This window comes from Microbacterium sp. AC132 (assembly GCF_979258525.1).
The window spans coordinates 2,198,343-2,211,715 of sequence record NZ_OZ409862.1 but is presented as its reverse complement, the minus strand read 5'-3'; the positions used below and the strand labels follow the sequence as shown (position 1 = coordinate 2,211,715).

At 64.4% G+C, this 13,373-nt stretch carries 14 protein-coding genes; 4 read left to right on the top strand and 10 right to left on the bottom strand.

The features are described 5' to 3' along the window. Nucleotides 1-5 precede the first annotated feature (5 nt). Genes ACZZZQ_RS10475 through ACZZZQ_RS10465 form a run of 3 tightly spaced genes read right to left on the bottom strand, consistent with a single transcriptional unit; the run spans nucleotide 6 to nucleotide 3,154 of the window. Nucleotides 6-1,325, bottom strand: a complete 1,320-nt coding sequence (locus ACZZZQ_RS10475) for an ABC transporter substrate-binding protein (RefSeq protein WP_463499076.1) — start codon at nucleotides 1,323-1,325, stop codon at nucleotides 6-8. Nucleotides 1,326-1,365: 40 nt separating this feature from the next. Next, nucleotides 1,366-2,190, bottom strand: coding sequence for a carbohydrate ABC transporter permease (locus ACZZZQ_RS10470; RefSeq protein ID WP_463499951.1), 825 nt, complete (start codon nucleotides 2,188-2,190; stop codon nucleotides 1,366-1,368). Between the two features lie 40 nt (nucleotides 2,191-2,230). Next, complete coding sequence (locus tag ACZZZQ_RS10465; RefSeq protein ID WP_463507499.1) at nucleotides 2,231-3,154, bottom strand: carbohydrate ABC transporter permease; 924 nt, start codon at nucleotides 3,152-3,154, stop codon at nucleotides 2,231-2,233. 263 nt (nucleotides 3,155-3,417) lie between these two features. On the opposite strand from ACZZZQ_RS10465, the gene ACZZZQ_RS10460 reads away from it, so the two are divergent. Further along, a complete protein-coding gene (locus tag ACZZZQ_RS10460) occupies nucleotides 3,418-4,050 on the top strand; it encodes an isochorismatase family protein (protein WP_463499070.1) in 633 nt (210 codons plus the stop codon). 62 nt (nucleotides 4,051-4,112) lie between these two features. Then, nucleotides 4,113-5,183 carry an LLM class flavin-dependent oxidoreductase gene (locus ACZZZQ_RS10455; protein ID WP_463499067.1) on the top strand — a complete coding sequence of 357 codons (1,071 nt, stop codon included), beginning with the start codon at nucleotides 4,113-4,115 and terminating at the stop codon, nucleotides 5,181-5,183. Nucleotides 5,184-5,235: 52 nt separating this feature from the next. Here the strand turns inward: ACZZZQ_RS10455 and ACZZZQ_RS10450 are convergent, their stop codons facing one another. The 4 genes from ACZZZQ_RS10450 to trxA form a co-directional block, all read right to left on the bottom strand. Then, entirely contained in the window at nucleotides 5,236-5,397 is a 162-nt protein-coding gene (locus tag ACZZZQ_RS10450; protein WP_463499064.1) for a hypothetical protein, read from the bottom strand. Nucleotides 5,398-5,437: 40 nt separating this feature from the next. Beyond that, the gene (locus ACZZZQ_RS10445) at nucleotides 5,438-5,704 is read right to left on the bottom strand and encodes a metal-sensitive transcriptional regulator (protein WP_463499062.1); all 267 of its coding nucleotides are present in this window, start codon (nucleotides 5,702-5,704) and stop codon (nucleotides 5,438-5,440) included. Nucleotides 5,705-5,985: 281 nt separating this feature from the next. Then, entirely contained in the window at nucleotides 5,986-7,641 is a 1,656-nt protein-coding gene (locus ACZZZQ_RS10440; RefSeq protein WP_463507498.1) for an FAD-dependent oxidoreductase, read from the bottom strand. Between the two features lie 31 nt (nucleotides 7,642-7,672). Further along, nucleotides 7,673-8,044, bottom strand: coding sequence for a thioredoxin (gene trxA / locus ACZZZQ_RS10435; RefSeq protein WP_463499056.1), 372 nt, complete (start codon nucleotides 8,042-8,044; stop codon nucleotides 7,673-7,675). Nucleotides 8,045-8,128: 84 nt separating this feature from the next. Between trxA and ACZZZQ_RS10430 the strand changes: the two genes are divergently transcribed. Further along, nucleotides 8,129-9,076: a GlxA family transcriptional regulator gene (locus ACZZZQ_RS10430; RefSeq protein WP_463499052.1), complete on the top strand. Its 948-nt coding sequence runs from the start codon at nucleotides 8,129-8,131 to the stop codon at nucleotides 9,074-9,076. Nucleotides 9,077-9,192: 116 nt separating this feature from the next. Here the strand turns inward: ACZZZQ_RS10430 and ACZZZQ_RS10425 are convergent, their stop codons facing one another. Beyond that, complete coding sequence (locus ACZZZQ_RS10425) at nucleotides 9,193-10,506, bottom strand: MFS transporter (RefSeq protein WP_463499049.1); 1,314 nt, start codon at nucleotides 10,504-10,506, stop codon at nucleotides 9,193-9,195. 39 nt (nucleotides 10,507-10,545) lie between these two features. Further along, nucleotides 10,546-11,409 (bottom strand): nitrilase-related carbon-nitrogen hydrolase, encoded by an 864-nt coding sequence (locus tag ACZZZQ_RS10420; RefSeq protein WP_463499047.1) that lies wholly within the window; start codon nucleotides 11,407-11,409, stop codon nucleotides 10,546-10,548. Nucleotides 11,410-11,539: 130 nt separating this feature from the next. Here ACZZZQ_RS10420 and ACZZZQ_RS10415 point away from each other — a divergent pair, with 130 nt between their 5' ends. Continuing rightward, nucleotides 11,540-12,619, top strand: coding sequence for a LacI family DNA-binding transcriptional regulator (locus tag ACZZZQ_RS10415; protein WP_463507497.1), 1,080 nt, complete (start codon nucleotides 11,540-11,542; stop codon nucleotides 12,617-12,619). 225 nt (nucleotides 12,620-12,844) lie between these two features. On the opposite strand, the gene ACZZZQ_RS10410 is transcribed toward ACZZZQ_RS10415, so the two are convergent. After that, nucleotides 12,845-13,270, bottom strand: a complete 426-nt coding sequence (locus tag ACZZZQ_RS10410; protein ID WP_311258482.1) for a PAS domain-containing protein — start codon at nucleotides 13,268-13,270, stop codon at nucleotides 12,845-12,847. Nucleotides 13,271-13,373 lie beyond the last annotated feature (103 nt).

Sequence of the window (13,373 nt, the reverse complement as noted above, 5' to 3'; positions counted from 1 at the left end):
CGAGGCTACATCGCCGCTTCGAGCTCGGAGATGAACTGCTTCGCTGCTTCGTCGGGGGTGATCTGATCGAAGATCACCTGCTGGTTCAGTCTGGCGAACAGCGGCACGAGCTCGGGCCCGGCGTCGAGGTTCGGCTTCGGGAAGCCGGCGACCGACAGCTCGGAAACCTCTGTCACGTAGTCCGCCAGCTTCTGCTCCGACGGCGAGAAGTCACCTTCGATGGACGCGAGTACCTCACTGTTCCCCGGTACGCCACGGTCAGAGCGCAGGATCGCACCCGCCTCCTCGCTGTTCACGATGAAGTCGATCAGCATCGCGGACTCGACCGGATGCTCCGACTTCGCCGAGACCGAGTAGTAGACGCCGGGCTTGACGTAGGCACCAGGGCGGTCGCCGTCGGACTCGCCCGGGAAGAGGAGCAGCTCGAGTTCGCGTCCGGAGGCTGTCTGCAGCGCTTCGACCTGGTTGGCGGAGAGGATGGACATCGCGGCGGTGTGGGTCGCGATCGGAGACTGCTCCAGTCCGAGCGATGCCTGCTCCACCGCGAGCGAGGCCGACGGCGTCGCGCCACTGTCGCGCAGCTCGAGGATGTACTCCCACCATGCGGCGGCAGTCTTCTCGGTGAAGCCGACGGTGGCGTCGTCGGGGCTCCAGAGATCTTCGCCACGCTGACGGATGAACATATTGAAGCCTTGTTCGTCGAGCGGGAGCGTGGCGCCGTAGACGTCGGGCCCTGCCTTCTCACTGATCTCCGCGGCGATGTCGAGGTAGTCGTCCCACGTCCAGGTCTCGTCGTCGGGCACCTCGATCCCCGCCTCCGAGAAGATCTGCGGATCGATGACGACGCCGAACGTGCCCACTCCTCCCGGCACCCCGTATACCCCGTCATCGATCGTCGACCCTTCGAGCGCGCCCTCATCGAACTGGTCGAGCGGGAGCACATCCGCGTGGTCCGACAGGTTCACGAGCAGACCGCCGTCGACGTAATCGTAGATGAAGGGGTCGACCTGCTGCATGACGTCGGGGGCGTCTCCTGCGGCCACGGTCGTGGAGAGTTTGTCCCAATAGTCCGTATAAGGAGCGAACTCGGGCACCACGGTGATGTTCGGGTGCTCCTTCTCGAACAGGTCGATCACCTGCTGCGTCATGGTGTGTCTGGTGTCGGATCCCCACCAGTTGAAGCGGATGGTGACCGGCTCATCGGAGGCTGTCGCCGGTGCGGATTCCGATGGCGCCGCGCATCCGGCGAGCACCATCGTCACGGCGGCACCGAGAGCTGCGAGGCGTACGAGTCGAGCCGTATGGCTCGTGCGGGGGTGTGTCATGTCATTGCTCCATTGCAGTTGTGATCGATCAGGGAAGAGGTCATTTGAGTCCGGTGGTCGCGATGCCTTTGATCAGGTAGCGCTGCCCCACGAGGAAGACGAGGAAGACAGGGATGAGGGTCACGACCGACATCGCGAACAGCGAACCCCAGGAGGATCCCCCTGTCGAGTCGACGAAGTTGCGGAGCGCGACCGGGACCGTGAGAACGTCCGGACGCGTGAGGTAGATGAGCTGACTGTAGAAGTCGTTCCAGGTCCAGATGAAGGTGAAGATGGCGGTGGTGGCGAGCGCCGGCACGGAGAGCGGCAGCAGCACCTGGAAGTAGGTGCGCCAGTACCCCGCGCCGTCGATGCGAGCAGCCTCGTCGAGTTCCTTGGGGAGTCCGCGGAAGAACTGCACCATGAGGAAGATGAAGAATGCGTCGGTGGCAAGGAACTTCGGGACGATGAGCGGCAGGAACGTGTTGACCCAGCCGAGGTTCGAGAAGAGGACGTACTGCGGAACGATGAGCACGTGGATCGGCAGCATCAGAGTCATCAGCATGAGTGCGAAAAAGATCTTCTTGCCCCGGAACTCCAGCTTGGCGAACGCGTAGGCGGCCATCGAGCAGGTGATGAGGTTGCCCAGCAGACTGCCGAGGACGATCGCACCCGAGTTGAGCAGATAGAGACCGAAGGGACTCGACAGCGCGTTCCAGCCATCGGTGTAATTGCTGAAGTCGATCGTCTCGGGAAGCAGCGACGGATCGCGGAAGATCAGCTCCTCCGGCTTGAGGGAACTCGCGACCATCCACAGCAGCGGATAGATCAGCAGCACGCCCACGGCGATCAGGATGATGTGCCTCACGACCTTCGAGAGCGTGATGCGGCGGGCAGACGGCGCGATCGAGCGGCGCTTCAGGAGATCAGTCGCGGTCACTGTAGAACACCCAATGCTTGGAGGCGATGAAGTTCACCGCGGTGAAGACGGCGATGATGAGCAGCAGGAACCAGGCCATCGCGGAGGCATAGCCCATGTCGCGCTTGCCGAAGCCCTCCTGATAGAGGTAGAGCGTGTAGAAGAGAGTCGAGTCGGCCGGACCCCCTGAACCACCTGAGACGATGAACGCCTGCGTGAACGTCTGGAACGAGCCGATGATCTGCAGGATCAGATTGAAGAAGATGATCGGCGAGAGTAGCGGCAATGTGATGCTTCGGAACTGTCGCCACCGACCCGCGCCGTCGATGGACGCCGCTTCGTAGTACATCTCCGGGATCTGTCGCAGCCCTGCGAGGAAGATGACCATCGCGGACCCGAAGGTCCACACGTGCAGCGCGACAAGGGTGCCGAGCGCCGTGTCGGGGTCCGAGATCCAGCCGGGGCCATCGATGCCGAACAGCGCGAGAAACTGGTTGACGAGCCCCTCCGTACCGAAGAGCTGACGCCACAGGATGCCCACCGCTACCGAACCGCCGAGAAGTGACGGCAGGTAGTAGACCGAGCGATAGATCGCCAGGCCGCGGATGCCGCGGTTCAGCATGATCGCCAGGCCGAGCGCGGCAGCCATGAGCAGCGGCACCCCCAGGAACACGTACGTGAACGTGACGCCCAAGGACTTCGCGAGTCGGGGATCGTTCAGCATGTCCGCATAGTTCTCGAGACCGATGAACTCAGGCGGCTTGACGAGGTTGTAGTCGGTGAAGGACAGATAGAGCGAGGCGACCATCGGGAAGGCCGTGATCGCCAGCATCCCGACGAACCACGGAGCAAGGAAGCTCCACGCTGCACGTTCCTGGTGGCGGGCGGCCAGGCTGAGCTTGAGCTTCTGCTGGGGTGGGGCGGCGGCCATCAATGCCCTCTCCATCGTCGTCATTGAGCGGGGAAGCGCTTCCTTGGGAAGCGCTTCCCCGAGTATAGGGCGAGTCATGAGACATGTAAAGTCACGCAGCCTGAGACCGACGCGCAGTGGCGGGCGCGGCATGTCGGCGCCCACCCCTGCGCATACTCACAATTGGCGCGAATTCATCTGTTAGATGCATTCATGCCAATTGCACGATCGTGAAGTCTCTACGAAGCTGGAAGCACAATCCGCTCCCATCTCCAGGAGGACACATGTCGGCCCCCCGCCGCGCCCTGATCGTCATCGACCCCCAGCAGGAGTACTTCACCGGCCTCCTGCCCATTCAATACCCGCCGCGCGACGAGTCGATCCAGCGCATCGCGAATGCCATCGACGCTGCCGAGCGCGCCGGCATCCCCGTCGTCATGGTGCAGCACACCGCCGGGGACGACGCACCGGTGTTCAACCCGACCCAGCCGGGGTTCCGACTGCACCCCTCGCTGGAGGAACGCGACTCGAGCGCATGGAAGCACGTCGTGAAGAACTACAGCTCGATCTTCCCCGAGACGGGAGTTCATGATTGGCTCCGCGAGAACAAGATCGACACGATCACCCTGGTGGGCTACATGACCAACAACTGCGTCCTCGCCAGCGCCGCGGACGCCGAGTCACGCGGGATCGCTGCAGAGGTGCTCGCCGATGCCACCGGTGCGATCAACATCACCAACGACGCAGGATCCGCCGACGCCAAGACCGTGCACACCACGCTCATGGCCCTGCTGAACTCGAACTGGGCAGCTGTCGCTCCGACCGCCGCGTGGGTCGGAGCCGTCGAGGCGGGAACAGCGCTCCCCAAGGGAAACCTGGGCGAGTCGGCCGCCATGGGCGCCGCTGCACACGCCTGATCCGAATCATCCGGCCGGGCGCCACGCGCACGTGGTGTCCGGCCTTTCTCAGAAAGGTCCCGATGCTTCGTCCGTCACCATTCGGAAGCGCCCCGTTCGCCCTGTCGGTTCTCGACGGAGGCCTCACCGGCATGGGCTCCACCGCCGGTCGTGTCCTCGAAGAGGTGATCACTGCCGCGCGGATCGCGGACGCGCGGGGGTATGAGCGGTTCTGGATGTCAGAGCACCACGCCATGCCCGGAGCCTCGATCGCCTCGCCTCAGCTCATGGCCGCGCGCCTGATCAGCGAGACCCAGCGGATTCGCCTGGGTGCGGGCGGCGTCATGTTGCCTAATCATGCGCCGCTCGTGATCGCCGAACAGTTCGGCATGCTCGAAGCCCTCGCTCCTGGACGCATCGACCTCGGCGTGGGACGAGCCCCCGGCACCGACCATACGACGGCCGCTTCATTGCGGCGTCACGCGTCTGCGAACGACGAGTTCCCTCAGCAAGTGCAGGAGCTGATCGCGTTCCTGAAGGATGATTCTTCCGATGCGCTGGCCGACGTTCATGCGGTTCCGGGCCCCTGGCAGGAGCAGCAGAACGACACCGGCGCTCCAGCGTCGCCACCCAGGCTGTGGATTCTGGGGTCTTCGTTGTATTCAGCCCAACTCGCCGCCGCACTCGGCCGACCGTACGCCTTCGCACTGCAGTTCGGCAGCCCCGATGTCGCCAACGCGCTCCGCATCTACCGTCAGCACTTCCACCCCTCCCGCGTACTGAGCGCGCCGTACGCGATCGTCAGCGTCGGTGCAGTGGCAGACGAAGACCCGGCGCAGGCTCGCCGCGAGTCGACGACCAATGCCATGGGGATGATGCGGATGTTCCAGCGCGAGACGTTCGCGTTGCCCTCCCCCGATGCCGTGCGAGATCATCCGTCATCGGCCGCACAACACCAGTTCATCGATGACTGGACCGACCGCACGTTCCACGGAACGGCATCAGACGTCGCCGCGCAGCTGGAGGAACTGCACTCGATCACCGATGCCGACGAGTTGATGCTGGTCACCGGCAGCCACGGCGTGCAAGCTCGGTCGACCACTCTCGAGCTGATCGCCGACCATTTTGGTGCGGGCGATTCCCGCCGGGTCTGAACCCCCACCTTCGATGGTCGCGCCGGTTCCCACCCCGGCGCGACCATCGCGGTCATCGCCGGAACAGGCGCGAGAAGAACCCGGTGGCGGGCGCCTTCTCGTGGCCGGGGCAACGCTGATCCAACGGCACGTGACGCATGACATCTGCGACGTGCTGGCCGCATCCGGCCCAGGTCGTCTTGCCGCAGATCTTGCAGGTGACTGCTCTGCACATGAGAGGTCCTTTCGTATGAAGAATCTGATCGGGCGCGGCCTCAGGCCAGGCTGAGGAAGACCTTCTCAAGCTCTTCCACGGTCGGACCCTCTGTGTCATCTGAGCGCCCGACGCACTCCTCCAGCGCCGAGGCGACGATGACGAAGCCGGCCCTGTTGAGCGCGTGCGTCACGGCTGCGAGCTGGGTCACGACATCGCGGCACGACGCCTCGGCTTCCACCGCAGTTATCACCGCGTCCAGCTGCCCCCGTGCGCGGCGAAGCCGGCTGACGACGCGCCGCTGGGCCTCTTGCTCCGTACTATGCATCGGCATCTCTCTCTTTCTCTGACACCCGAACAGAACGATCGTCCTGGCCTGTCGATGGTTCTGCGATTGAATCCGACAGCGTGCTCGTGCGAACCCATGAGGTTGCGCACCGTCCGGTCGCCGCCATCGCGACCACGCCAGCCGCGATCAGCCCCGCCACGACCGCGACCACCGGCGACGAAGGCACCGTCAATGCCCCGAACGCGGCGACGAAGACCGCGATAACCACGAAAGAGAGCCGTTCCGCTGTCGTCGCACGGCAGACGACACGCGCGGGGCGATCAGACATGGAGCGCGAAGGCCGGCACGGCGAGCACTTGATCCACACGGTCTGCGAGCACCGCGCGCAGCGTCGTCATCCCGCCGGAGAGCGAGGCGGAGTCGAACCCCGACTGATCGAGGATCCGATGCGCGATCGCCGAACGGACACCCGATGCACACATCACCCTCACCGGCCGTCCTGCCGCAGCCAGATGCACCTCCTCCAGACGCTCCCGCAGCTGGGTGTGCGGAATGTGAAGCGCATCGGCAATCATTCCCTCCGCGACTTCGGCATCGCCTCGCACATCCAAGATGAGCGAGGTCTCACGTGCGAGGTCGAGGTCGCGCGCATCCCACAGCCGCATCGTGCCGTCGAGGACATTGGCACCCAACATGCCTGCAAGATTCACCGGGTCCTTGGCCTGACCGAACGGGGGTGAATAGGCGAGATCCAGATCGATCAGATCGGTGACGGCCATACCCGCGCGCAGCGCGGTCGCGATCACGTCGATTCTCTTGTCGACGCCTTCCCGTCCCCATGCCTGCGCGCCCAGGATCAGCCCATCCCCCTCTCGGAAGTGAACGTTCAGGTGAACCGGAACGGCACCGGGAAAGTACCCCGCGTGCTGGTTCGGATGCAGGCTGATCGTCCGGAACGCGATTCCCGATCGAGAGAGCATGGCGCGGTTCGCGCCGGTGAGGGCGACCGTCAACTGACCGACCCGCACGATCGCCGTTCCCAGAGGTTGCGGAATCGGTCGCGCCTTGTCCGGGCGGATGATGGCATCGGCCACGAGCCGTCCGGCTCGGTTCGCGGGACCTGCCAGCGCCACCGGCCGGCGAATGCCCGTCACAGGATCCTGGCTGAGTACGGCATCTCCCACAGCCCACACCTGCGGCAACGAGGTACGTCCGTGCTCGTCGACGATCATCGCCCCGCGCTCGCAAGCGACCCCGGCCGCCTCGAAGACCGCGGTGTCGGGGCGCGCCCCGACAGAGAGCACGATGAGATCGGCGACGACTTCGGTGCCGTCCGACAGAGTGATGGCGTCAGCATCATGACCCGCGACGATCGCCTCGGCAGCGACCCCCGTTCGAACGTCCACACCCAGTCGGCGCAGCTCTTCGACGACCATCCACCCGAACTCCGCATCGACCGGCGAGAGGACGTGGTCGGCGACCTGGACCAGAGTGGTCTCCACGCCTTGCAGCGCCAGGGCCTCTGCCGCTTCGACGCCGATGAACCCCGCCCCGAGGACAACGGCTCGCGTCACGCCGGTCTCGACCTGCGCGCGCAGATACGCGGCATCTTCCACACTGCGCAATGTCCGCACCCGCGGAGAGTCGAGACCGGAGATGTCCGGACGCACGGCTCGCGCACCCGGCGCCAACACCAGGGCGTCGTACTCGATGCGTTCCTCTCCCGCCGCTGTGCGAACGACGACGCTCTGCGAGTCGGCATCCATACCGACCACATCGTGCCCGGTGCGGACGTCGAGGTTCAACGACGCCCGCAGCGTCTCGGGCGTCTGCACCAACAGCGAGCCCTCTTCTTCGATCTCGCCCCCGACGAAGTAGGGAAGCCCGCAGTTCGCGAACGACACGTGCGCGCCACGTTCGAGCACCACGATCTCGGCGGACTCGTCGAGGCGCCGAGCTCGCGATGCGCAGCTCATCCCCCGGCGACCCCGCCGACGATCACGATCCTCATGAGGTCGTGGCGTCCTGAGCGGCGATCTTCGCACGCACCTCATCCATGTCGAGACCCTGGACTGCTTCGACGACTTGCTGCAGACCCGCTGCCGGCAGCGCACCGGGCTGCGAGAAGACCAGGATGCCGTCTCGGAAAGCCATCAGCGTCGGGATCGATCTGATCTGGAAACCAGCGGCGAGCGCCTGCTCCGCTTCGGTGTCGACCTTGCCGAAGACGAGGTCGGGGTACTTCTCAGACGCGGCCTCGAAAACCGGCCCGAACATCCGACACGGGCCGCACCACTCCGCCCAGAAGTCGAGCAGCACGATGCCCTCACCGTTCATGGTCTGGTCGAAGTTGGAAGCCGTGATCTCAGTGGTAGCCATGGGTAGACTTTATACCCCCAGGGGTATATCTGTCCGCGGCAAGCAGGCCGATGTGCGATGAGAAAAGGCCACACGAGGAGTTCTATGAGAATCGCGATCAATGCCTTCACGGACGTGACGATGTTCCATCTCTCCGTGCCGCAGATGGTGTTCGACGAGGTCTCCCGACTGGGTCTCGCTGATTGGTCGTGCGTGCTGTTCTCCGAGCGCGGTGGCACCATTCGTACGGCCGAAGGCTATTCGATCAGCGGGGTTCAGCCCCTGACGGTCGTCGCCGACGCCGATCTCATCGTCATCCCGTCGTGGGTCGACGATGGACGCGTGCCGAGTGCGGCCCTGCGCAGAGCAGTTGTCGACGCGCACGCCCGTGGCGCCGTGGTCGCCGGCCTCTGCCTCGGCGCGATCGCCGTGGCCGACGTGGGCCTACTCCGAGACAGGAGCGCCGTCACGCACTGGCGCGCTCTGAGCACCCTCGCCGGAAGGCACCCCGAGATCAGCACCGAAACAGACGTGCTCTACATCGATCATGGCGATGTGCTGACCTCGTCCGGCACCGCGTCGGGCATCGATGCGTGCCTTCACATGGTGCGTCAGCGGCTCGGTGCGGAGGCCGCCAATCGGGTCGCGCGCAGCCTGGTCGTGGCGCCGCACCGCGAGGGTGGACAAGCCCAGTACATCGAGCACCCCGTGGCCGTCCGCGAAGCGGATGACCCGGTCGCGATGGCATCCGCCTGGGCTCTCGCCCATCTCGATGAGGATCTCACCATCGAGGCTCTCGCCAGCGCCGCGCATGTGAGCCGTCGCTCGTTCGTGCGTGCCTTCCGCTCATCGACCGGCTCCACGCCCGCGGCATGGGTGCGATCGCGACGTCTCGACGAAGCTCGGCACCTTCTGGAGGCCTCGAGCCTCTCGATCGATCAGATCGCGGCATCCTGCGGGTTCGGGAGCCCGATCACCCTCCGCCAGAACTTCATGTCCGCCTTCGGAAGCACGCCGTCCAGCTATCGGCGGCGGTTCGACGCTCGCGCGTGAGCGTCAGCTTCGTCGGGAAGTGATCATCCCGACGACCACAGCGAGTCTTCCGGAGTGCACGCCGCGAGCGAGCACGACCGCCCCCGAGCAGAGGTGGCCCGCCCGCACTGCTGCCGCTACCGCACCGCCTTGGGGAGCGCGAAGGTGACCACGGCGACGAGCGCCGCCACCACCAGCATGTAATAAGCCGGAGCGAGCAGGTCGCCGGTGGCCTGCACAAGCCAGGTGCTCACATACGGAGCGGTTCCACCGAACAGGACATAGCCCGCGTTGTAGCCGATGCCAGCGCCGCTGAGCCGATTCTTCACAGGGAACAACTCGATGAACGCGACGCCGAAGGGGCCGAAGAACACGCTGATCGCAAGGGCCAGGAGGAGCTGCCCTGAGATGGCCCCGACAGCTGTGCCATTGCTCGCGAGCAGATAGGCCGGGACAGCGACGATTGCGGAGAGTGCCGCGCCCGTGATCAGGACGGGCTTACGACCGATCCGATCGGACAGCAGTCCCGTGAGCGGCATCGCGAAGAAGACTGCGAGCAGGGCGATCGCGTTGGACGCCAGAGAGACGCCCTGATCGAGGTTGACCGTTTCGCTGAGATACGTCGGCAGGTACCCGGTCAAGGTGTAGAAGCCGAGGCTGGAGAGCGATGCCAGCGCGAATGCGTAGAAGACAGCACGAGGAGATTCTTTGATCGCCGTCCACAGGGGGAAGCTTCGTTTGCCGCCCAGCGCCGGAGATTCGCCCCTGCGCGTGGCCTGGAACTCGGGGGACTCGTCGACCTTCTGTCGGATGTAGAGCCCGACGAGAGCGAAGACGCCACCCAGTAGGAACGGAACCCTCCACCCCCACTCACCGTACGCGTCACTCCCCAACCCGCTCGAAAGAAGGAGGATGAGCAGTGAAGCGAACACAGCGGGAACAGTCGAAAACGACAGAGTGAATGCGACCGCCAAGCCACGACGGTGAGCAGGTGCATGCTCGGCCACCAAGGTGTTCGAGCCTGTCGTCTCCGCCCCTGCGGAGAGACCCTGCGCCAATCGGCACACAACCAGAAGAACGGTGGCGATGACTCCGACCTGGCCGTACGTCGGGAGCAGACCGATTGCGACCGTCGCTCCACCCATGATCAGAATCACCGCGGCGAGTACATTGCGCCGCCCGACGGTGTCCCCGATATGACCGAAGATGATCGCGCCCAGGGGACGCATGACGAATCCGGCTGCGTACACCGCGAACACCGCGAGCAGGGAAGCCACACGGTCCTCCGCCGGGAAGAACAGAGTTGCAATGACCGTGGCAGAGTACGCATAGACGACGAAGTCGTACCATTCGACGAACTGCCCAATGGCAGCTGAAGCGAGGACTCTACGCAGTTGCGTTCGATCCGGGGTTTTCGATGCCGACAGCTCATCAATGTTCTTGGACGTCATTATCCGAGTACTCCTTCTAACTTGTGCGAGGGGGAGATATCAGCGCGAATGACCTGTCAGTCGATAGCGCTGATTCGTTTCCACGGGCTGAGCGATTCGAGCTCGCCGCAGAACGTCTGGATCGAGCGTGGCGATGGCGAGCCCCTGGTCCGTGAGCACTTCTGCCATGCGCTGGCCATGTGGGTTGATGACAGCGCTCTCGCCCGTCGAGGCTGCGCCGGCCTGATTGCTCAGCAAGAAGTACGAGGTCGTTTCGATCGCCCTGGCCGAAGCCAGAGTACGCAGTTGGAACGCCTTACTCGGCCCCTCGGCCCACGCGGAGCTCATCGAGATGACGTCGACTCCTCTCTGGAAGAGCCCGAGGCTCAACTCAGGAAAGCGGAGGTCGTAGCAATTCAACAGACCTACGCGCCAGCCGGCGATTTCGACAACCGAGAGTTCTGAGAAGTCCCCCAGTACAGGCCCAGGTGAGATGTACTCCGATTCGCGATACTCGAACGCATCGTAGAGATGAACCTTGTCGTATGACGCCGACACCTCACCGTCGGGGGTTACGGCGAGCAACCGGTTGTACGGCCGCTCGTGCGCGGCGTCCGGCGCGTACGTACCGAAGATGATGTGGATCTCGTGCCGGACAGCTATGGAGCGCATCCGATCGACGAACGACTCCGAGTGCTGAGCGGCGACGAGTCGAATCTCGGCAGGATCCGACGTCCACTCGATAATCGACGACTCCGGCAATGTGAGCAAAGACGCACCTTCCGCAGACGCTCTCATGGCGAGGAGATCGATCGCCCTGAGATTCTCTGCAACATCGGACGTCGAAGTGAACTGACCGGCGGCAACCGTGATCGATGTGGTCGGCATCTTGTTCTTCATGCCAGTCAAATCGTTGTGGCCCATGATGGAAAGCTAGATCAACTGGCCATCCGTGTCAATATGGAAACGTGAAGCCCCTGCGGGCCATGGCGATCGCTTGGCTCACCACAAGTTCGGAGCTCCTCTAAAGCGATCAGCGAAGGAGTTGCAGGAGATGGCGGGATCATCGCCCGCGCGGGACCGCCTCGGCCGCCAAGTCACCATCAAAGATGTCGCAGCGCTGGCTGGCGTCTCACCGGCCACCGTGTCGCACGCGCTATCAGGGCGTCGAAAGATCTCAGAGTCCACGACTCAGAGAATCAGGGAGGCCATCGACGCCCTGGGGTACGCGGCAGACCCCGTCGCGACGGCCCTGCGACGCGGCTCGACCCGCCTCATCGGCCTGGTGTTACGACCCCGCGATGCAGTGCAAGGCTCGCTCCAAGGCGCTGCGGGGTTCCTGGAGCTCATGGGGACAGCAGCCATCGCATCACTCGAGCAGGGATGGGGACTCGTCCACGTGCCCAACACAGCGAGCGAGTGCGACCTGTCCCTACCGGTTGACGGCTATATCGTTGCCCACCCCTTTCGGGACGATCCCGTCCTCGCTCAGTTGCATCGAGCTCGAAAGCCGGTCGTGACCATCGACGGGTTCGACGATCAGGACGACCAGTTCGACGTGCGGATCGATCACGCTCACGGAGTGCTGGAGCTTCTGGGCGGTCTGGACCATCGCGCCCGCACTCACACGGCGCTCGTCACCGGCACGGAACCGAATCGGTGGAACGAAGAGGTCAAGAAGAGCGTCATCGAAGTTTTCCACGAAGAGGGCAGCCCGCTCGATGTCATCTCCCTGTACGAGGGCGAGGGAGTTCAGGGAGCGCGAAAGTTGATAGAGGGATTGATCCGCGATGGGGCGCGCCGAATCCTGGTCGGGCCGAGCCGCTTCGCTCTCGGCGCGTTGGACGCTTCGCGCTCACTCGGCTTCGCCGTTCCCGAGGAGGTCGAGGTGGCCGCCTTCACGGACAGCCCTCTGGCAGCCCACGCGCAGCCGGGGATCACCGCGATGGATGTGCAGGCCGCGGAGGCCGGCAAGAGAGCTGTCGAAAACCTCCTCGGACAGTTGAGCGGGTCAGCGCACGAAGGCCGGAAGATCGTCCCTGCGGTTCGCTGGCGTGGATCAACAAGAGGTCAGGCCCCGGAATCAGGGTCGCAGGCGACGAAGCCGGGGATGAGCGCTCCGACCTCGTCCTAGACGCCGCTGGTTCTGCGCACTCGTGAACGCGTCGAGTTGCGTAGCAACCGTGAGAACGCAGCCTCTTGCGCCAGATGAGCGGGGAGAAGAGACTGCGTTCGTCACCGGAACCGGGCGCTCCGGCCAGTACTCGTACGAGATGGTTCCCGTGCATGCACTGGTCTGCACGTGACGGCGCGCGGGCGTGAGGCCCCGATTCCACGGCACTTCACCACTGCGCGCAGCTCACACCTGATCGGCGAGGATCTGCGCCGTCACGTCATTCGCACCATGCAGGACGAACTCCACACTCCCGTCGGCGGCGACCACCGGGAGGAATGTCGGCTGCCAGTAGCGGATGTCGAAGGAACCGTCCGGCTGCTCCATGTCATATCGCACCGGCGGCACGATGGCCTCCTGCCCTGTCTCAATCACCGTGCTGATCGCGCCGTGGAGCACCTCAGTCCCCTTCGCGTCCGGGTCATCGGGGTTGTCGGGGAACACCAGCAGAATGTCGACGCCCAGAGCGCGCTCACGGGAAGAGCCGGTCGCGGCGAAGAACGAGTCGGTCGCCGCCACGATCACCCCCTCGCGATCAACCACGACGTAGGACTCCGGAAGCGCGTTGAAGATGCGCCCGAGCTGGGCGGTGTCGACGGTGGTCGGTTCCATGTTCTTCTCCTTCTCAATGGGGATGCAGTGCTTCCAGACTCCACCCGATCGTCACAGCGCAACCAGTCGCGAATCTGTACTGCGTGATTCAGCGGGAAGAGGT

What these genes read in the sequence shown, in the direction of transcription:
- ACZZZQ_RS10475 (WP_463499076.1), bottom strand. Translation starts at nt 1,325, where the DNA reads ATGACACACCCCCGCACGAGCCATACGGCTCGACTCGTACGCCTCGCA.
- ACZZZQ_RS10465 (WP_463507499.1), bottom strand. Translation starts at nt 3,154, where the DNA reads ATGGCCGCCGCCCCACCCCAGCAGAAGCTCAAGCTCAGCCTGGCCGCC.
- ACZZZQ_RS10460 (WP_463499070.1), top strand. Translation starts at nt 3,418, where the DNA reads ATGTCGGCCCCCCGCCGCGCCCTGATCGTCATCGACCCCCAGCAGGAG.
- ACZZZQ_RS10455 (WP_463499067.1), top strand. Translation starts at nt 4,113, where the DNA reads ATGCTTCGTCCGTCACCATTCGGAAGCGCCCCGTTCGCCCTGTCGGTT.
- ACZZZQ_RS10450 (WP_463499064.1), bottom strand. Translation starts at nt 5,397, where the DNA reads ATGTGCAGAGCAGTCACCTGCAAGATCTGCGGCAAGACGACCTGGGCC.
- ACZZZQ_RS10445 (WP_463499062.1), bottom strand. Translation starts at nt 5,704, where the DNA reads ATGCATAGTACGGAGCAAGAGGCCCAGCGGCGCGTCGTCAGCCGGCTT.
- ACZZZQ_RS10440 (WP_463507498.1), bottom strand. Translation starts at nt 7,641, where the DNA reads ATGAGCTGCGCATCGCGAGCTCGGCGCCTCGACGAGTCCGCCGAGATC.
- trxA (WP_463499056.1), bottom strand. Translation starts at nt 8,044, where the DNA reads ATGGCTACCACTGAGATCACGGCTTCCAACTTCGACCAGACCATGAAC.
- ACZZZQ_RS10430 (WP_463499052.1), top strand. Translation starts at nt 8,129, where the DNA reads ATGAGAATCGCGATCAATGCCTTCACGGACGTGACGATGTTCCATCTC.
- ACZZZQ_RS10425 (WP_463499049.1), bottom strand. Translation starts at nt 10,506, where the DNA reads ATGACGTCCAAGAACATTGATGAGCTGTCGGCATCGAAAACCCCGGAT.
- ACZZZQ_RS10420 (WP_463499047.1), bottom strand. Translation starts at nt 11,409, where the DNA reads ATGGGCCACAACGATTTGACTGGCATGAAGAACAAGATGCCGACCACA.
- ACZZZQ_RS10415 (WP_463507497.1), top strand. Translation starts at nt 11,540, where the DNA reads ATGGCGGGATCATCGCCCGCGCGGGACCGCCTCGGCCGCCAAGTCACC.
- ACZZZQ_RS10410 (WP_311258482.1), bottom strand. Translation starts at nt 13,270, where the DNA reads ATGGAACCGACCACCGTCGACACCGCCCAGCTCGGGCGCATCTTCAAC.